This is a genomic window from Hymenobacter cheonanensis, assembly GCF_030581075.1.
Classification (GTDB): Bacteria; Bacteroidota; Bacteroidia; order Cytophagales; family Hymenobacteraceae; genus Hymenobacter.
The window spans coordinates 422,456-440,345 of sequence record NZ_JAUQSW010000001.1 but is presented as its reverse complement, the minus strand read 5'-3'; the positions used below and the strand labels follow the sequence as shown (position 1 = coordinate 440,345).

General features: G+C 65.4%; 17 protein-coding genes. 3 read left to right on the top strand and 14 right to left on the bottom strand.

The window, feature by feature from the left end; all coding sequences use genetic code 11:
• Nucleotides 1-27: 27 nt before the first annotated feature.
• Together Q5H89_RS01920 and hisS are read right to left on the bottom strand one after the other, a co-directional pair.
• Nucleotides 28-1,311: a hypothetical protein gene (locus Q5H89_RS01920; protein ID WP_305017599.1), complete on the bottom strand. Its 1,284-nt coding sequence runs from the start codon at nucleotides 1,309-1,311 to the stop codon at nucleotides 28-30.
• Entirely contained in the window at nucleotides 1,308-2,756 is a 1,449-nt protein-coding gene (gene hisS / locus Q5H89_RS01915) for a histidine--tRNA ligase (protein WP_305017598.1), read from the bottom strand. Before hisS ends, Q5H89_RS01920 begins: the two co-directional genes overlap by 4 nt.
• A 122-nt stretch (nucleotides 2,757-2,878) precedes the next feature.
• On the opposite strand from hisS, the gene Q5H89_RS01910 reads away from it, so the two are divergent.
• A complete protein-coding gene (locus tag Q5H89_RS01910) occupies nucleotides 2,879-3,760 on the top strand; it encodes a transporter (RefSeq protein ID WP_305017597.1) in 882 nt (293 codons plus the stop codon).
• 159 nt (nucleotides 3,761-3,919) lie between these two features.
• Here the strand turns inward: Q5H89_RS01910 and Q5H89_RS01905 are convergent, their stop codons facing one another.
• Both Q5H89_RS01905 and Q5H89_RS01900 read right to left on the bottom strand, forming a co-directional pair.
• Entirely contained in the window at nucleotides 3,920-4,750 is an 831-nt protein-coding gene (locus tag Q5H89_RS01905) for a hypothetical protein (RefSeq protein ID WP_305017596.1), read from the bottom strand.
• A gap of 120 nt (nucleotides 4,751-4,870) precedes the next feature.
• Nucleotides 4,871-7,372 (bottom strand): outer membrane beta-barrel protein, encoded by a 2,502-nt coding sequence (locus Q5H89_RS01900; RefSeq protein ID WP_305017595.1) that lies wholly within the window; start codon nucleotides 7,370-7,372, stop codon nucleotides 4,871-4,873.
• A 692-nt stretch (nucleotides 7,373-8,064) separates the two neighbouring features.
• On the opposite strand from Q5H89_RS01900, the gene Q5H89_RS01895 reads away from it, so the two are divergent.
• Complete coding sequence (locus tag Q5H89_RS01895; protein WP_305017594.1) at nucleotides 8,065-8,937, top strand: DUF2911 domain-containing protein; 873 nt, start codon at nucleotides 8,065-8,067, stop codon at nucleotides 8,935-8,937.
• 93 nt (nucleotides 8,938-9,030) lie between these two features.
• Here the strand turns inward: Q5H89_RS01895 and Q5H89_RS01890 are convergent, their stop codons facing one another.
• The 8 genes from Q5H89_RS01890 to Q5H89_RS01855 form a co-directional block, all read right to left on the bottom strand.
• On the bottom strand, nucleotides 9,031-9,453 hold the full coding sequence (locus Q5H89_RS01890) for a DUF1810 domain-containing protein (protein WP_305017593.1): 423 nt from the start codon (nucleotides 9,451-9,453) through the stop codon (nucleotides 9,031-9,033).
• Nucleotides 9,454-9,494: 41 nt separating this feature from the next.
• A complete protein-coding gene (locus Q5H89_RS01885; RefSeq protein WP_305017592.1) occupies nucleotides 9,495-10,085 on the bottom strand; it encodes a hypothetical protein in 591 nt (196 codons plus the stop codon).
• A 92-nt stretch (nucleotides 10,086-10,177) separates the two neighbouring features.
• Nucleotides 10,178-10,585, bottom strand: a complete 408-nt coding sequence (locus Q5H89_RS01880) for a putative quinol monooxygenase (protein WP_305017591.1) — start codon at nucleotides 10,583-10,585, stop codon at nucleotides 10,178-10,180.
• 237 nt (nucleotides 10,586-10,822) lie between these two features.
• A complete protein-coding gene (locus Q5H89_RS01875) occupies nucleotides 10,823-11,221 on the bottom strand; it encodes a hypothetical protein (RefSeq protein ID WP_305017590.1) in 399 nt (132 codons plus the stop codon).
• 26 nt (nucleotides 11,222-11,247) lie between these two features.
• Nucleotides 11,248-12,609 carry a M20/M25/M40 family metallo-hydrolase gene (locus Q5H89_RS01870; RefSeq protein ID WP_305017589.1) on the bottom strand — a complete coding sequence of 454 codons (1,362 nt, stop codon included), beginning with the start codon at nucleotides 12,607-12,609 and terminating at the stop codon, nucleotides 11,248-11,250.
• A gap of 71 nt (nucleotides 12,610-12,680) precedes the next feature.
• On the bottom strand, nucleotides 12,681-13,046 hold the full coding sequence (locus Q5H89_RS01865) for a cupin domain-containing protein (RefSeq protein WP_305017588.1): 366 nt from the start codon (nucleotides 13,044-13,046) through the stop codon (nucleotides 12,681-12,683).
• An 86-nt stretch (nucleotides 13,047-13,132) separates the two neighbouring features.
• Nucleotides 13,133-13,588, bottom strand: coding sequence for a DUF1569 domain-containing protein (locus Q5H89_RS01860; RefSeq protein WP_305017587.1), 456 nt, complete (start codon nucleotides 13,586-13,588; stop codon nucleotides 13,133-13,135).
• A 151-nt stretch (nucleotides 13,589-13,739) separates the two neighbouring features.
• The gene (locus tag Q5H89_RS01855) at nucleotides 13,740-14,474 is read right to left on the bottom strand and encodes a YebC/PmpR family DNA-binding transcriptional regulator (RefSeq protein WP_305017586.1); all 735 of its coding nucleotides are present in this window, start codon (nucleotides 14,472-14,474) and stop codon (nucleotides 13,740-13,742) included.
• 186 nt (nucleotides 14,475-14,660) lie between these two features.
• Between Q5H89_RS01855 and Q5H89_RS01850 the strand changes: the two genes are divergently transcribed.
• Nucleotides 14,661-16,877, top strand: a complete 2,217-nt coding sequence (locus tag Q5H89_RS01850; RefSeq protein WP_305017585.1) for an ATP-binding protein — start codon at nucleotides 14,661-14,663, stop codon at nucleotides 16,875-16,877.
• A gap of 207 nt (nucleotides 16,878-17,084) precedes the next feature.
• Here the strand turns inward: Q5H89_RS01850 and Q5H89_RS01845 are convergent, their stop codons facing one another.
• On the bottom strand, nucleotides 17,085-17,360 hold the full coding sequence (locus Q5H89_RS01845; RefSeq protein WP_305017584.1) for a LytTR family DNA-binding domain-containing protein: 276 nt from the start codon (nucleotides 17,358-17,360) through the stop codon (nucleotides 17,085-17,087).
• Entirely contained in the window at nucleotides 17,287-17,847 is a 561-nt protein-coding gene (locus tag Q5H89_RS01840; protein WP_305017583.1) for a LytR/AlgR family response regulator transcription factor, read from the bottom strand. The genes Q5H89_RS01845 and Q5H89_RS01840 overlap by 74 nt, the downstream gene beginning before the upstream one ends.
• Between the last annotated feature and the right edge of the window lie 43 nt (nucleotides 17,848-17,890).

Genomic DNA, 17,890 nt, shown 5'->3' with positions numbered 1-17,890 from the left:
GGCCGCAAAGTTCGGCTTGGCGGCCGGCTACCACAGGCCCCGTGCCCGCAGCATACGGGCTAGCGGCGTGCCGGGCCGCACCAGTGGGCGCAGCTCGGCATACGGAATAGTAGTGGTGTTGGCGTAGCTCGCCGCGTAGGCGGCCAGGGCGTAGTCGCCGTAGCCGGCGCACAGGCCGCTGGGCGTCAGGGTGAAGGAGCCGGGCAGGGGCGGCACGGTTTGCCAGTGCCAGTTGTCATCCTCGTTCAGCTCGGGGTAGTCGTGCCGCAGGTGGCGGGCCAGCAGCTTCCGTAAGGCCGGCTCGGTACCGGGGCGCAGCAGCTCCTCTGCCAGCCACTCGCGGCCGGTGCGCAGGTCGATAATGAAGCCGGTCTGGTCGTGCTCGGGGTGGGCGCCGTAGTAATAACCCTGCATCCACTCGTTGTAGGACAGCAGGCCGTAGTCGTTGAGCGTCACGGTAATAGTCTGGCTCACCTGCTGGCACGACTCGCTCAGCAGCCAGCGCCGCAGCGAGTCGCGCCGGGCGGCCGGGCGCGGCGCCTGCCACTGGGCTAGCCGCAGCGAGTCGGCGCTCAATACCCGTATAAACTGGCTTGAATAATAGGGCTGCGAGCGGCCCGGCTCTTCGGGGCAGTAGTTGCCGTGCGCCGTGAGGCGCAGCAGCTGGTAGGGCACTGCCTGGGAGTAGTCTTCGCGCAGCTGCGCAGCCAGCCAGCCCGCGCCGCGCACGGCCCGCCGCTGGCCCGCCAGCACCCGCCCCAGCGGCCAGCGCAGCTGCCACTCGGCGGCCGTAGTGTCGGCGTCGGCCGGCGCATCGGGGTTCTCTTCTTCAGCCAGCACCACCAGGCCGCCGTGCTGCCGCCTCAGCGTCAGGCTGCGCTCGTGCGGCTGCCGGCCGGCGCGGTAATACCAGCTGCCCGCCACCGAATGGGCCCCCACCGACAGCTGCACCACGATGACCCGCCCGCCGAGCGTGCCCACGTAGCGGTGCTCGCGCAGGGGGCGGGCCAGGGTGTCGCCGGCCAGCGGGTCGTAGGTGGCGAAACGAATGGCCGTATCGGCCGGAATTGCCTGCGGCGGCTCTACCGCTGGGGCTGCTGCCGCATCGGCGGTGGCCCTTATCGTGTCGGGGGCGGCGGCCGGGGCAGGTTGCGCGGTGGCGGCGGCTGGTGGGGCCGCCGCAGCCCTGGCCAGCGGCGCGGGTTGCGGCGGCGGCGGCAGGGTTCGAAGTAGCCAGCCGCAGCCACCGGCCATTAGCAGTCCGGCTACGGCCGTGGGCCACCACGCGGCCCGGTCTGCACGGTGGCTCACACCGTAAGCGCCGTTACTACCTCGCTCATAGCCAGCGTTTTTTCTTCGCCGGTTTTCATGATTTTGATTTTCGCCACGCCGGCGGCCAGCTCCTCGGGGCCCAGCACCAGCACCAGCGGAATGCCTTTGGCATCGGCGTACTTGAACTGCTTTTGCAGCTTGCTAGGGTCGGGGTAAAGCTCGGCCGGGATGCCGGCGGCGCGCAGCTCGGCCAGCAGCGGCAGGGCGGCGCGGCCCGCCTCGGCGTTGAAGTGCGTGAGTAGCACCCTAGTAGGCGTCTCGCCGGTTTCGGTAAACAGGTTGAGGCTTTCGAGGCAGTCGTAGAGGCGGTCCACGCCAAACGAGAAGCCTACGCCACTCACACCCGGCAGCCCAAACGAGCCGGTGAGGTTGTCGTAGCGCCCGCCGCCGCTCACGCTGCCCATGGCCACGTTGTTGATTTTGACTTCGAAGATGCAGCCCGTGTAGTAGCTCAGGCCCCTGGCCAGGGTAGGGTCAAATTCGAGGCGGTCGAACTGCTTGAAGCCGCTGGCTTGCAGCAGGTCGCGCACCTCGGCCAGCTCGTTGAGGCCGCGGTAAAAGGCCGCGTCATCGTCGTCTTCGCTCTCGGCGGTGGGGCGCAGGCCATCGGGCTCCACGCCGGCCGTCACGAAGCCCACCATGAGGCGCTCCAGCTTTTCGGCGTAGTCGCCTTCCACCCCTAGCAGGGCAAACAGCGTGTCGATGGTGGGTTCCGAAAAGCCCTTGGCCAGCAGCTCGCGGCTCACGCCGTCGCGCCCTATTTTGTCGAGCTTGTCGATGGCCACGAACAGGTCAGTTTCCTGGCCCTCGCCCCCTAGTGCCTGGTAAATATTGCGCAGCACGCCCCGATGGTTGATTTTGATGGTGTAGTCTTCCAGGCCCAACCCGTTGAGCACCTGCGCCATCATGAGCACAATCTCGGCCTCGCAGAGCAGCGAGGTGGTGCCCACCACGTCGGCATCGCACTGGTAAAACTCGCGGTAGCGGCCGCGCTGAGGCTTGTCGGCGCGCCACACGGGCTGCATCTGGTAGCGCTTGAAGGGGAACGTGAGCGTGCCCCGGTTCATGGCCACGTAGCGGGCAAAGGGCACGGTGAGGTCGTAGCGCAGGCCCTTCTCCGCAATTTTGGGCAGCACGGCTTTGGGGCCGGCGTCGAGGTCCTCGGCCGTGACGAGGGGCGTGATTTCGCCCCGGCGCTCCTTCACCAGGAAGTTGCCGGAATTCAGCACTTTAAAGAGTAGCTGGTCGCCCTCGTCGCCGTACTTGCCGGTGAGCACCGACAGGTTTTCGAGCGTCGGGGTTTCGAGCGGCGCGTAGCCAAAGGTTTCGAACGTGCGCCGGATGACGCCAAAAATGTGCTGGCGGCGGGCCACCTGGGCCGGGCCAAAATCGCGGGTGCCTTGCGGAATGCTGGGTTTTTCCATTACGGCCGCAAAGGTAGGTTTGGGCCAGCGCCGGCCCGCAGATGAAGCACGCGTGAGCAACCTGGCCGCCGCCGCCCCGCCCACGTATGCGGGGCACTTTGTGCTACCCCAAGCTCTTGTTTATGCGCCCTTTTTATGCCTGCCTGCTCGGCACTTTGACCCTGGCCGGCCCCGCCGCCGCGCAGTCCGGCAAGCTGCTCAACGACACCATCAAGGTCGATAAGCGCCACTATACCTTGCTTAACCCCACGCCGCGCCAGTACATGCGGCCCATGGTGCCCGACCGCCCCGGCATCACCGAAAGCCCGTACTCGGTGGATGCCGGTCATTTTCAGTACGAAACTGACATCTTGCGCTTGCTTACGCGCCGCGAGGGGCCTACCCACGGCCACGACTGGTACGTGAACCACTTTCTGGCGAAAATCGGCCTCACCGACCGCACCGATTTTCAGGTGGCGCTCGATATGTTCACCTACTCGCACAACTTCGACGACAGCCAGGTGGGCCAGGACCCGTTCAACCAAAACCAGCTGCACCGGGGCGTGGGCGACGTAACGCTGCGCCTCAAGCACACGCTGCTGGGCGACGACGACAGCCGCGGCGCACTAGGCCTGGTGGGCTACGTGCAGCTGCCCACCGGCGGCGCCGTGGGCGATGGCGGCTACGAGCCCGGCCTGACGCTAACGGGCGTGTTTCAGTGCACCAAGGCCTGGAGCATGGGCGGGCAGGTGGCCAGCAACTTTTTCTTCGACCCCGAGGCCGGCCAGCACTTCTACCAGCTCACGCCTACGCTCACCACCGACTATCAGTTTACGAAAGTAATCCAGGCCTTCGTGGAGCTGGTAGGCTACTGGGACACCCGCCAGGCCACCTGGCGCAGCTCCATCAACCTGGGGCCCCAGATTGATATCAGCGACAACGTGCAGCTCGATTTTGGTACCCACCTGCCCATTACGCACTCCGTGGATAGGGAGTATTTCCTGGGCATCAGCTTTCGGCGCTAGGGCAAAGCGGCCGGCCGGCGGGCCGGCAGCCCCGGTAAGTGCTGCCCGGCTTTCAACCCAAAAAACGCAACACCCCGCCGCCACCCCCTGCCCTGTAAAGTCTTCGCGCCAGGCAGCGGGCAGCAGCCAGATGCTGCGTTTCAATCGGGCGGGCCGGGGCTAGCGGCTGGCCGCCGTGCGCGCGGCGTAGGTGGCCGGGGCCGGCAGGTGGCTGCGGTCGAGCACCACCAGCACGCGCTCGCCGGCCTGGGTGCGGGCGGCTACCTGCCGGGCCAGGCGCTGGGCGCGGAAGGCGCGCAGGTCCTCATCGAGGCGCTGCACGAAGGCCTCGGCGGGCGGGGTGCCTAGCGGGCGCTTCCACCACTGGCCGCCGGTGGGGCAGTGCTGGCGGTAGGCCGCCGCGAAGGCCGTCATGGTTGGGAGCGCGCCTTCGGTGCCGGGCAGGAAGAGGGCGCTGTTAGCCAGCAGTTGCTGCATGGCTTTCTTGGTCAGGGCTTTGGAAGCGCCGGTGCGCTGGCGAAACTGCTGGCAGGTGCGCAGCAGGTAGTAGAGCTTGAGCTGGGTGGCGTCGGTGCGGGCGCGCAGGTACTCGTATTCGGCCACCGGGTCGTCGAGGCGCTCGGTGCGCACGCCGTGCTGCTGGGCCAGAAAGCGGGCGTAGCCCGACTCGCCCAGCCGGTCGATGGTAGCGGCCTCGGTGCTGTCAACGCCCATATCGGGCTTCTCGAACAGCACTACCGTGGGCTTGCTAGCCTCAAAAACCTGCCGCAGCCGGGCAAACTGCGCGTGCCGGGCATCGTGCGAATTTTCAACTCCAAAGTAGGTAACGGTGCCAGCCGCCGGGGCAGCCAGCTTGGCGCTAGCAGTTGAGTAGCAGCCCACCAGCTCCTGCAAGTCGGCCTCGGGGGCGGCAAAGGCGACGGCTTGGGCAAAGGCGCTGGCAGCGGGCAGCAGGAGCGCAGAGGCGAGCAACAAAGCGTTGATTTTCATGACTCAGAAAGTGAAAAGGGGGAGGTTGGAAAAAAATGTTGAGGCAACAGCGAGCCGGGGCGCCCCGCATGGCTAGGGGCGCCTGGTTGATTGCTCGCCAAAAAGGGGGGGTGAAAGGGGCTAGCCGCCGAAACCGCCGCCGCTGCTGGGGGCCGCGTCGATGCGGCCGGCCTTGGCCTTGGTGGCGCCGATGTACCAGGTGAAGCCTAGCCAGGCCACGCGGGTCTCAAACTTGTTGTAGAGCGAGGTTTGCAGCTCGGGGGTCGCGATTTCGGTGCGGCGCACCTGGGTATTGAGCAGGTCCGACACGCGCAGGGTGAGGGCGGCGCGCTCGCTGAACAGGCGCTGGCGCAGGGCCAGGTCGAGGCTGCCGGTGGCGAGCTGCCGGCCCTGGGCCGTGAGGGTTGCGGAGCGCACGTTGCCGGTCAGCTGCACGTCGAGGCCGGGCCGGGGCGTGAAGTTGTTGGCTAGCCGGGCGGTGCCGGCCAGGGCGGCGCGGTTGGCGGTGTTGAGGGCGTTGGCGGCAATCTGCGAGTAGTACACCGAGCCGGTGGCCGACACGCGCCACCACTTGGCCAGGGGCTGGGCCCAGGTGGTTTCGAGGCCGAAGCTGTTGGTGGTGCCCACGTTGTCGTAGGTTTCGCGGGTTACCACGCCCACGTTGTTGCGCACCGTGGCGCTGTCATCGATGGCCCGTATCCGCCGGATGGCGTTCTGCGTGAAGCGGGCGAAGACCGTGTTCGTGATGCTGGCGCCATTGGCCAGGTTCAGCTGGTGGCCCACTTCGAGGTTGTGGCTGAACTCGGGGAGCAGGGCCGGGTTGCCCTGGCGGTAGTTGCGCGGGTCCTGGTAGAGTTGGATGGGCAGCTGCTGCATGAAGTCGGGCCGGTTCAGGCGCCGGGCGTAGCTGAATTGCAGGCGGCTCTGGCCGGGCTCCTTGCCCAGCTCGCGGGCCACCGTGGCCGAAGGGAAAAGGCTGACGTACTGCCGGTTTACCGAAGCCGTGTTGTTCTCCACGCCGCCGTTCAAAAAGGTGCCCTCGGTGCGCAGGCCGCCTTGGGCGCTCCAGCCGTGGGCTAGCTGCTGCGAGTAAGTGACGTAGGCCGCCGGCATTACCTGCGTAAAGTTGTAGGCAAACGAGTTGGTGGGGTCAAGCTTAAACTCGGCGTTGGGGTCGGTCGAAGTCGGCTTGCTCATGGCCGTGCTGCCGGTGTTGTGCAGCGCCTGCATGCGCAGGCCGGTTTCGAGCTTGCCTTTGCCATCGGCGCTGGGCAGGGTATAATCGACCTGGCCGAAGTAAATCTGGGCGTTTACCTGCTGCTGCTGCCGGAAGCCGGCGGGCTGGGCGCTGCCGGTTATCAGCTGGCTTACCGGAATGTCGGCGTCGATTTTTACCATGCCGGCGTTGGCGGTCAGCTCGCGGCCCTTGTGGGCCTCCCAGGTGTGGCGGTAGTCAGCCGACGATTCGAGCACCGTCACCTTCACATCGGCCACCGACTGCCCGTACTGCGTGGTTGTGGTGGGCGAGCCCACCGTTTGCTGGGTCAGGGTCTGGTTGTCGAGTTCGGTTTCGTGCTCCCAGTGCGGCTGCACGCTCACGCTCAGGGTTTGCTCCTTGGTCAGGTCGTAGTTCAGGCCCAGGTTCAGGCTGTGGTTGCGGTTGTGCTGGCTGCCGGCGCCGTCCTGGGTGGTGTAGAGGCTGCTGGTAGTAGTGCCATCGCTGATGAGGGCCGTTTGCTGGCTGTTAGAGCGGGTGCGGTAAATCTGGTCGCGACCGTCGTAGCCCAGGTTCCAGGTGGCTTTGCCGTGGTGGCGGCTCAGGCTGAGGCTGGGCGAGTATTTGTCGCCGTTGCCCACCACCAGGGCTGCCTGGCCGTTCCAGCCCTCCTTCTTGTTCTTCTTGGTAATGATGTTGATGACGCCCGCCCCGCTGGCGTCGTACTTGGCCGAGGGATTGGTCATCACCTCCACCTGCGAAATCTGGGAGGCCGGAATCTGGTCGAGGCGTGGGCCCGGGCCGCCGTTGCTGGTGCCGGCCGGCTTGCCATCGATAAGGATGGTCAGGTTCGAGGAGCCGCGCAAACTCACCGTGCCGGTGGCGTCTACGGCCACGGCGGGCACGTTTTCGAGCACGTTCACGGCGGTGCCGCCCACGCTGCTCAGGTCTTTCTCCACGTTAATCACCGTCTTGCCCAGCTCCTGCTGCACCACGGCTTTCTGGCCGGTCACCGTCACCTCGCCCAGCTGCTGGGTGGCCGGGCGCAGCCTCAGCAGCCCCAGCGCCACGCTGGGCTGGCCGGGCGCCACCCGCACGGCCTGGGCCAGGCTCTGGTAGCCCAGGGCCAGCACCCGCAGGCGGTAGGCGCCCGCCGGCACCTGGGGCAGGCTAAACTTGCCATCCAGGGCGGTTTGGCCACTGGCGGCCAGGCTGGTATCGGCCGCCTCGGCGTGGCGCAGCAGCACCGTGGCAAAGGGCAGCGGCTCGGCCTTGGCCCCGCCATCCACGGCAGTGCCGCTGAGGGTGGCGCGGCCGGCCGCCGGGGCCGTTTGGGCGGCCAGGCCCAGCGGCAGGCCCAGGGTAGCCAAAAAGAGGAACGAGTTGACTTTCAGCGAGAAGTTCATGGCGCGAAGAAGAAAAGAAGGGTTCGGCGTGGGCATGGCGATTCCGTTTCCAGCCGGCCGCGGTTCCGGTGGAGAAGAAGAAAAAGCGATGCCCGGTGCAGCAGCACCGAGGCGGAAGAGTGTGGGCTGACTAGCGGGCTAGTCGGAAGGGGCGGCCGGCAGAGGCTTCCGGCCCGAACCAGCCGCCCGGTTGGCGGCTAGGGCTACTTGCCGGCAGCCGCAGCTAGGCGCGGCCAGGAAGTAGGTTGTAAGATGGTACTTGGCTTTTGATAGAACAAACTTACAACAGGTACTTTGTTTCGCATAGTACTGTTTCAAATTATTTTCAAAAACCGCCTCTACGGCGTTTAAATGAAGCTTTTAACTTGAAAAAAATGTGGGACCAGCTAGCCCGGGCGCCTGGCCCCGGTGCTTTGCCAACCAGAATACCGGCCCTTAGGGCAGACGTTACAGGCCGGACTGGAAAAAAATGCGGGGCAGCTCGTTCGGCTCCTTAGATGTATGGCGCGGGCCAGCGGTTGCCTGCGGCTAAAAAAAAGCGCTTGCCCGGTGCTGCCGCAGGCGGGGCCGGGGCCGGGGCCGGGCGGGGGGCCAGGGCAGCGGCCGGGCACCGGCCAGGGCTACCGCGCCCAAGCACATCGGCCTGACGAAGCTGCTCGCGGGCTGTCGGCCCGGCCGCTACCTTTGGGGCTATGAAAACTGCTTTCTTTTTAGCGGCGGCGGCCCTGGCTGCTTTGCTAGCCCCCGCCGCCCAGGCCCAGGTAAAGCTCACCGTGCCGCAGCCCAGCCCGGCCACCAAAACCCGCGAGGCCTTCTCCACCTCGTTTGTCGAGCTGAGTTACTCGCGGCCCTCGCTGCGGGGCCGCACGGCTTTTGGCGGGCTAGTGCCCTACGGCGAGGTGTGGCGCACGGGTGCCAACACGGTGACGAAAATTCGCTTTGGTGAGGAAGTGAAGCTGGCGGGCCAACCCGTGAAGGCCGGCACCTACGCGCTGCTCACCATTCCGGGCAAGGCCGACTGGACCATTATCCTCAACCGCGACACGGCCCAGTGGGGCGCCTACGCCTACAAGCAAAGCCTCGATGTGCTGCGCCTCACGGCCAAGGCCACCAGGCTGGCCAGCCCCCAGGAAAGCCTGCGCCTCAGCCTCGAAAACCTGCAGCCCGCTGCCGCCGACCTCACCCTGGCCTGGGAGCGCACCCAGGTGAGCCTGCCCCTCACCGCCAACCCCGACCCCATTGTGCTGGCCCAGATTCAGGAGGCCATGAAGGGCGAGAAGAAGCCCTACATCACGGCCGCGCAGTATTACTACAATTCCAACCAGCCCGACCTGACCCCGGCCCTGGGCTGGCTCGACGAGTTCAACAAGGCCAACCCCAACGACGCCTACTACGGCTACTACTGGAAGGCCAGGCTGCTGCAAAAGCAGGGCAAAAATGCCGAGGCCGGCGCCGCCGCCCGCAAGTCGCTGGACCTGGTCGGCACCGATAAAAACGAAGTTTCCAAAGCCGAATACACCCGCCTCAACCTGCAGCTGCTGGCCGAGGTAGGCGGCAAAAAGTAGGGCGGCCAACCCCCGGGCCGCCGGGCTTACCTGGCCGCCGCTTGCCGGGGCATGGCGTTCCGGGGGTTGCGCCTGGGGAAGGCCGGCGGGCTCCTAGCGCAGCCGCCGCAGGGTTTGCGCATCGGGCGTGCCGCCGAAAAACTTATCCAGCACCGCCTGAAAAACCGGGCTGGCGCCCGGCACGGCGGCAAACAGCGTCATCGACGAGCGCAGCTTCAAGTCGTCGGGGCTGCCGAAGACCTGCGTGGCGTTGCGGCTGGCTAGCCCCAGCAGCGCCGTCGCAATCTCGACCAGCCGCGGGCCCAGCACCGGGTGCCGGGCATACGCGGCAGCCTCGGCCGCATCGCCGATGGCGTAGTGCTTCGATATGGCGCTGAAGCCCAGCCCCTGAATTTGCGGGAAAATGTACCACATCCAGTGGCTGCGCTTGCGGCCGGCTTTCAGCTCGGCCAGCGCCGTGGGGTAGTCGGTGGCCTGGGCGTCGAGAAAGCGCTGGAGGGTATAATCGGCAGCCATAAAGCAAGCGGGGGTGGGTGGCAGGGCGGGGCGGCGCCGGCCTAGCGCGTGAGGCCGGTGGTGCAGGCATTGTACTGCTGCACCAGCCGGGTCAGGTTGTCCTCGGTAAACTTGCCCGAAACGGCCGGCGCGCTCGGGCAGTCGCTGAACAAGCTGCGCAAATCGCTCCTGAACGTGTTGGATTGCAGCAGGTAAGGCGGCCGGCCGGGGGTGCTGGCCTGCCCAATGTAGTAGTACGCAAACGAAAGCTGGTTGGCAAACACCGCATTCGGGTCGTTGGCCAGGGCATTATACGAGCTGCGGTAGAGCGTGGCGCGCCCCTGCGCCAGGGGCTCCATAAACAGGCGCAGGGTATCGTGCCCCATCATAGGCTGCATCTTGCGCACCACGTAGGTTTTGCCCTCCACCACGCGCAGGCTGCGCACGGCCTTGATGGGGTAGAACTGGGGCTCGGTGGCCGCGCTTTTGCGGAAGTACACGCCCTGCGTAGCCATGCTGCGGGTGGGCGCCTCCAGCAGGCCGCGCACCGTGTCGCCGCGCTCCAGCACCAGGTAGCCCGGCTGAAACCGCTGCTGCGCCTGCGCCGCCGGGGCGGCCAGCAGCCCCGCCAGCAACCCCGCGGGAACAAACAAAAATTGGGAAAAACGCAAGCTAGGTTGGGTCAAGAACTAGAATAGGAGGGAAACTGCCGGTAGCGGCTAGTTGAGCTGCCTTGCCGGCGATTTTATTTTGCCTTCGTCGCTAAAGCAATGGGCTCCACATCAACTAGTTCCAGCGATTTTACCATGTCTTTGGTAGTAGCCTTATATTTTTTGAAATGCGGCGTCTGCAAATGCGCCTGGTAAGCCGCTGCACTAGCATATACTTCCAGCACCATTACATGGGTGGGGTTTTCCTTTTCGTACACCGCGTTCAAAGCCAGCACACCCGGCTCGACGCGCACTGCCGTTTCCATGCCTTCTTTCAGCGCTGCCTTGTACTGTGGCAGCTGCGCCGCATCTACCACGATGCGGGCCACCCGCACAATTTGGCCGGCCTGCTGGGCCGCTGCCGGCTGGTAGCACAGCCATGCCACTAGGCCTACGCCAAGGGTGGCAAGCAGAATACGACGGAAGTTTCGAGAGCCAGACATGCAGGAAGGTAGTAAAGAGTTTTGTGTTAGTATTATACCCTGCTGGCGCGAGTTTAGGCGCAGCCGTAACTTGTGCCGACTATAACGTGGAGGTTGTACCTCCACTGCCGCGCTAGCGGCAAGGTGGGGTTGTGCCGCTAGGGTCGGGCTGGCAGCTCGTTCTGTGGGAGGCGCAGCCTCCCACAGAACGAGCTGGCACGAGTTACGGCTGCGCCTAAACTCGCGCCAGAAGCGGAATCAACTGCCCTTCTTGATTTGAGCGAGGTAAGCAGCAAAGTTTAAATAACCATTCACATCTGGCTTATCAGGATTCAGCATTGCATCTAAAGAAGTATCAAAAGCCTGCCAATCATTACGTTGGCACAAAGCTGCTAAAAGGTAAATAGCATTAGGGCCGTAGAGATGAAAAATTGTGTTGCTCATTTTCTCATCAGGTGGTCCTAGTGAGGTTTCCAAACTGGTCTGCTCATCACCAATTGTGCACCAGTTATCATCGAAAGAAGCCTCAGGAAACTGAGCAGTCAGCAGTTGCCTGAACTCTTGCCAAGTGCCGATATCCACAAGTAATTCTTCCTCGATATCGCTGATGTCGCTGATTACGCGGTTTGCTTTGAAAACAAAAACATCCCAGCTCATACCAATGCTAAAAGTTTGTGTGCTGTTTACCGCCCCACCACCGGCAGCACGGCCGTGCTCTCGTGCCCTTGGGCATCCACGCTCACCACGCCGAAGATGTAGTTATCCTTGCTGATGGCCAGGTCGGCGGTAGTGCCGCTGACGGGGAAGCGCTGCTGCCACTGCGGGGCGCTGGTTTCGCGGGCCAGCACAATGTAGCCGGCGGGGGCGGGGCCGCCCTGCGGGGCTAGCCAGCGCAGCTCGGTGCGGTTGGTGAGCTTGGCGGTGAGCACTTCCACCTTCTGGGGGGCGGCGGGGGCTAGCGCCAGGCTGGCCAGGGTGGCCAGGTTTACCTGGGCAGTGCGGCGCAGGTAGCGGTAGTCCACAAACTCGGGCTTGTCGCCGTACTCAATACCGCCCTCGGTGCGCAGGTCCTGGTGCTGGTGGTTGAAGTTCTCGTTGGTTTCGGTGAAGCGCACGGCCGCAAAGCCCTGCTGGTTGAAGGGCGTGTGGTCGCCACCGCGCAAAAAGCGGTCGGGCCGGTACTCGAGCAGCACCGAGTAGCCCCCGGCATTCACGTACTGGCGGGCGGCCATTTGGGCGTAGCGGGCCAGCTGGCGGCTGGGCGCGTCATTCTCCGAGCTAAGCTGGCGGCGCTGGCGCGCCTGCTCGGGCGTTTCGGTGGCCGGCACGCCCTCGCTGAACACGCGCAGGTGCAGCGAGTCGGTGATTTCGGGGTCGTAGCCCTTCGAGTTGCCCACGATGTCGTTATTCAGCATCGCCACCACGTTCCAGCCTTCCTTTTTGGCGCGCTCGGCCAGGTGGCCCGAGCCGAGCAGCCCCTGCTCTTCGCCCTGCACGGCCACCAGCTTAATGGTGCACGGAAACTTCTGGCCGGCCAGGATGCGGGCTACCTCCATCACGGCGGCCACGCCGCTGGCGTCGTCGTTGGCGCCGGGCGCATCGGCGGTGCGGTTCATCACGTCGGTCACTCGCGAGTCGATGTGGCCGCTCATAATGAGCACCCGCTTATCGGTAGGGTCGGTGCCGGGAATGGTAGCCAGCACGTTGGCCATCAGCGTAGTTTTATCCACGCGCTTGCCATCGGCCTTCAGCGTGAAGGTGTCCATCTCCACCACCATGCGGCCTCCGCCGGCCTTGCTGTATTTCCGAAACTCGTCGAACACGTACTGCCGCGCCGCGCCAATGCCGCGCTTCTTGCTCTGGGTGTCGCTCAGGGTATGGCGGGTGCCGTAGCTGACGAGCTTGCGCACGTCGGTTTCCAGGTTTTTGGCCGACACTTCGTTTACCCAGCGCTGAATGCTAGGGTCGGTAGGCGGCTGCGGGGCCGAGGGCTGAGCGAGTGCGGCGAAGGGCAGCAGGCCGGGGAGGAGGCGTAGAATTTTCATAAGAAATCGCAAGAAACGACAAACGCCGCCAGCCGGGCAAGGCTAGCGGCGCTTTATAGGCACCGGCCAGGCTACGAAAGTTGCGTGGGGGCGGGCGCCAGCACGCGGTCGCCGTGGGCGTGGGGCGTCGAAACCACCAAAAATTCCAGCAGCTCGGGGGCCTCGTTGCGCAGCTGGTGGGCCAGCCCGGCCGGCACTTCGAGGCCCTCGCCGGGGCCTAGCTGCTGGGTTTGGCCGGCCAGCTCAAAGGTGCCCTCGCCGCGCAGCACGTAAAAAAACTGCTGCGCCCGCGCGTGGTAGTGGCGCACTTCGGCCGTGCCCGGCGGCATAGTTTCCTGAATGACGCCTAGCGCCTCATTTTTAACCAGGTGCCAGCCAGTGCAGCCCGCCCCCCAGGCGTAGCTGGGCGCCGTAGCAACGGAGATTTTATCGGGCATAAACCGTCTGCTTAAGTGAAAAGAGTATTCGCCGCCGGGTGAACGGCAACGTAATAGTGTGCTTGGAAAGCTCTTGCTAACGACGGTTACACGCCGAATTGCCGCAAGTGGTGGTCGAGGTGCTTCCAGGTTATTTCTCCAAATTCCTGCGCCGACAGGTGCCCAAACAGCGGGTGGTCGATGCCGCCGGGGCGGTAGCCGGCCGGCGCCAGCAGCCGAAGCAGCGTGGCGTGGTCGGTGGCAAAGCTCACGGGCGGCGTCATGCCGCTTTGCGCATCCAGCTCGTACAGCGTTTTCATGCCCGGCTTGAACTGCGTGAGCCGCGTGACGAAATACCATTTCAGCAGCGGCTTCAGCAGCCCCGGCACGCGCAGCGAGGCCACAGGCTTTTCGCCGCGGCTCACCCGCAGCTGGTCGGCGCAGTGCACCAGCATCTGGCCGGCCGTCATGGTGCCCCAGCGGCGCTGGGCGTCGGGCATCAGCCTGAACAGGCGGCTGACCAGGGCTTTGTTATCGCTAGGGTCTAAGAAGTTAGGGGCCATAGCCAGGGGCTTTAAAAGCGTAAAACGGCGACTGCCAAGCGAATGTAGCGCGAAAGCCGCCACGGTTGCCCGGGGCCAAAAACAACAACGCCGCCCATCTGGCAGATGGGCGGCGCGGGGGGGCTAGCCAAGTCGGAACAGGCGTCGGCGCCTAGCCCATGGTGTGGTACACGGCCTGCACGTCCTCGTCTTCTTCGAGCTTGTCGATGAGCTTTTCCACTTCCTCGGCCTGCTCGTCGGTGAGCGACACGGTCGTGTTGGGCACGCGCTGCAAGGTGGCGCTCACAATATTCACGCCCTTGGCATCCAGCGCTTTCTGCATCTGGCCAAAGTCGGTGAAGGCAGTTTCAATCACCATATATTGGTGCTCGGCGCCGTGCTCGTCTTCCTCGGTGGTTTCGTACACGTCTTCGGCGCCGGCGTCGATGAGTTCCAGCTCCAACTCGTCACGGTCCAGGCCTTCGGCAGCCAGCTTAAACACGCCCTTGCGGGTGAAGGTATAGTCGGAGCTGCCGGCCGTGCCCAGGGCGCCGCTGTTGCGGTTGAAGTACAGGCGCACGTTGCTCACGGTGCGGGTGGGGTTGTCGGTGGCGGTTTCGACCACAATGGCTACGCCGTGGGGGCCATAGCCTTCATACACAACCTCTTGGTAGTCTTTCTCATCCTTGCCGCTGGCGCGCTTAATGGCGGCATCCACGCGGTCTTTGGGCATGTTCACGCCCTTGCCGTTTTGGATGGCCGTGCGCAGGCGGGCGTTGGAGTCGGGGTTGGGGCCACCTTCTTTCACGGCCATCACGATTTCCTTGCCGATGCGGGTAAAGTCTTTCGACATCCGGTCCCAGCGTTTCATTTTGCGGCCTTTCCGGAATTCAAATGCGCGTCCCATCTTATCAATTAGCAGTTATACAGTGAGCAATGAGCAATTGGGGCGGCGGGGTGGGAGGGGCGGCCCGAATGCGGGCGCAAGTTAGCAAGGCAAGCGCGGGGGCAGCAAGCCGAGCCATCTGACTGGTAGCAGGGCTAGCGGAAAGCTGAAAATTTCGGCTACCTTGCGCACCTAACCCTAGCCGCTATGATTCAACTCATTACCCGGTCGCGCCTGGCGCTTATGCTGGCTTTTTTAGGAACGTTTTGGGGCCGCAGCGCCCCGGCCGGCGGCCCCCCCAACCCGCAGGCCCAGGCCGACAGCCTGCGCCGCCGCGCCGCTGCCGCGCCCGCCGATACCGGCCGCGCCCAAACCCTCAACGAGCTGGGGTTCGCGCTGGCCCGACTAGGCCAGTATGCCGAGGCCCGGGCCGCCCTGCGCCAGGCCCAGCACCTAAGCGAGCGGCTGCGCTTTGCCGGCGGCCAGGTGCGGGCGCTCACCGGCCTGGGGATGAGCTACCAGAACGAGGGGAAATTTCCGGCCGCGCGGGTCGTGCTCGACTCGGCCGTGGCGCTGGGGCAGCGGCTGGGCGAGCAGCGGGGGCTAGGCACGGCGCTGCTGAACCGGGCGCGCCTCTGCAACGCCCAAGACGACTATGCCTGTGCGCTGGCCTCGGTGCAGGCGGCGCGGCAGTTTTTTGAAAAGCACGGCGACTGGGCCCGCACCGCGCAGGCACTCAATGGCCTGGGTAGTATTTATGTGAACCGCGGCGACTACCCGCGGGCGCTGGCGGCGCTGTTTGAGGCGCTGCGGCTAGCCCGCCAGCACCACGACGCCCAAACGGAAGTCAACTCGCTGGGCAACATCGGCAACGTGTACCTCAAGCAGGAAGAATACGCCCTGGCCCTGCGCACCTACCACCAGCTGCTGCCCCGCCTCGACTCGGTGCCCGACCAGCGCGTGCGCCCCATTGTGTACCAGAACATGGCCACCGCCATGACCCACCTGCACCACCCCGATACGGAGGCGTATTTCCAGAAGTCGCTGGCCGGCTTCGAGGCCCTGCACGAGCCCGCCGACGTGGGCCAGGTGCTGGGCAGCTACGCCCACTTTCTGCGCGATGCCGGCCGCCGGCCCGAGGCCATCCGGGCCTACACCCGCGCCCTGGTCCTGCTGCGCGCCGCCGACGACAACAACGCCACCGCCGACGTGCTCAACGGCCTGGCCCAAACCTACCAGCAAAGCGACCAGCCGGCCCTAGCGGCCACCGCCGCCCGCGAGGCGCTGGCCCTGGCTAGCCGCATCCACGACGTGGCCGATGTGCAAAGCGCCGCCGCCCGCTTGGCTAGCCTGGCCAAAGCCAGCGGCGACTACCGCCAGGCGCTGGCCTACACCGAGCGGGCCCAGGCCGCCCACGACTCGCTGTTCAGCCAGGCCAAGGCCGAGCAGATTGGCCGCTTGCAGGGCGATTTCCAGCTGAGCCAGGAGCGCGAGCGGCGGCAGGCGCTGGCCCGCACCAGCACGGCCCAGGCCGAAACCCTGCGCCTGCGGCAGCGCCAGCTGCGGGGGCTAGCCGTGGGCTTCACGGCGGCGGCGCTGGGCGCGCTGGCGCTGGGCTGGCTGGCCTGGCAGCTGCGCCGCCGCAACCGCCTGGTAGAAAAGCAGCGCGCCGAGCTTACCGAGCTGAACGCCACCAAAGACCGGCTGTTCAGCATCATCGGCCACGATTTGCGGGCGCCGCTGCACTCGCTGCACAGCTTTGTAGAGCTGCTCAGCGGCCCGCCGCTGCCGCCCGAGCGCCTGCGCCAGTACACGCGCCACCTCACCCAAACGCTCGACCAGACGCTGATTCTGCTCGAAAACCTGCTGAGCTGGGCGGCGCTGCAGCTGCACGTGGCCGGCCCGGTGCACACCGAGGCCCTATCGCTGGCTGCCACCGCCGAAGACGCGGCCAGTTTGCTAGGCCCCACCGCCGAGGCGGCCGGCGTTGCCCTGCGTACTACCCTTAGCGGCGACGAGTGGGTGCAGGCCGACCCCGCCGCCGTGCGCCTGGTGCTGCGCAACCTGCTCAGCAACGCCCTCAAATTCACCCCCAGCGGCGGCCAGGTAGCCGTGGCCGCCACGCGCCAAGCCGGCGCCTGGCAGCTCACCGTGGCCGATACCGGCCTGGGCCTACCCATGCCTACCCCGCGCCAGCCGCTAGCCCCCGAGGGCCTGCCGCGCCGCGCCGCGAAGGGCGCGCCCGGCGCCGGCCTGGGCCTCGTGCTCAGCCGCGACTATGCGCGCCGCAGCCGCGGCGAGCTGGAAGTGGCTAGCCCCGGGCCGGGCCAGGGTACCACCTTTTACCTGCTGCTGCCTACCGCCGAGCCGGCTAGCCCCCTGCTGCGCGAACAAAGCACTGGCCAGGCAATCGCTGCCAGGTGATAAGCAAAGCAGCTTGCGTTAGGAACGTGTTTGAAAATTTCAAAAGGTCGTCATGCTGAACGCAGTGAAGCATCTCTACCGCGTTAACCGAACTCTTGGATTAGTAATCCAACAAAGCGGGCGAGATGCTTCACTGCGTTCAGTATGACGACCTTTTGGCGTTTTAACTAAATTCACTCAGGCTATTCTTTACTTGAGCAGTCCGCGCTACTTGCCGCCCGCTGGGTGGCGGCTCACCAGGCGCTGCTGCACCACCTGGGCCAGCACATCCTCGCGGAAGCTCTGGCCCAATGGTACGGCGAGCGTGGGGCCTAGCCGCACTTCATCGGCCGAAACGACGCTGATGTGGGCCTTATTCACCAGAAACGAGCGGTGGGTGCGCAGAAAGCAGCCGGCCGGCACCTGCTCCTCAAAATGCTTGAGGTTGACCAGCGTAATGTGCACGGCCCCGGTGATGAGGTGCACTTTTACAAAGTCGCGCATGGCCTCGGCGTAGGCTACCTCGGCGCAGCGCAGGCGCAAAAACTGTTGCTCGGTCCGAATAAAAAAGCTGTCGTCGGCCGCCGGCGGGGGGGGTAGGGGGCAGCGCGGCGCTGTGCAGCCGCAGCGCCTTATCCACGGCTCGCAAAAAGCGCGGAAACGCCAGCGGCTTCACCAAAAAATCGACCGCGTCAAGCTCGTAGGTGGGCAAGGCGTACTCGGGGTGCGAGGTCAGAAATACCACCAGCGGCGGCTGGCGCAGGCCGCGCACCAGCTCCAGCCCGCTGAGGCCAGGCAGCTCAATATCGGTGAACAGGATATCGACCGGCGTGCGGCTCAGGTGCTCGAAGGCCGCCACTGGCTCCGTGTACTGGCCGCTGAGGGCCAGGGCCGGCACCCGGCCCACGTAGCTCACCACCAGGTCGCAGCCGAGCGGGTCGTCGTCGAGCACCACGCAGCGCAGCGGGGCGGCAGAGGGGGGGTAGGGCATGGCGATGCGGGGCAAGTGGCAGGCCGCAAGGTAGAGCCAGCCC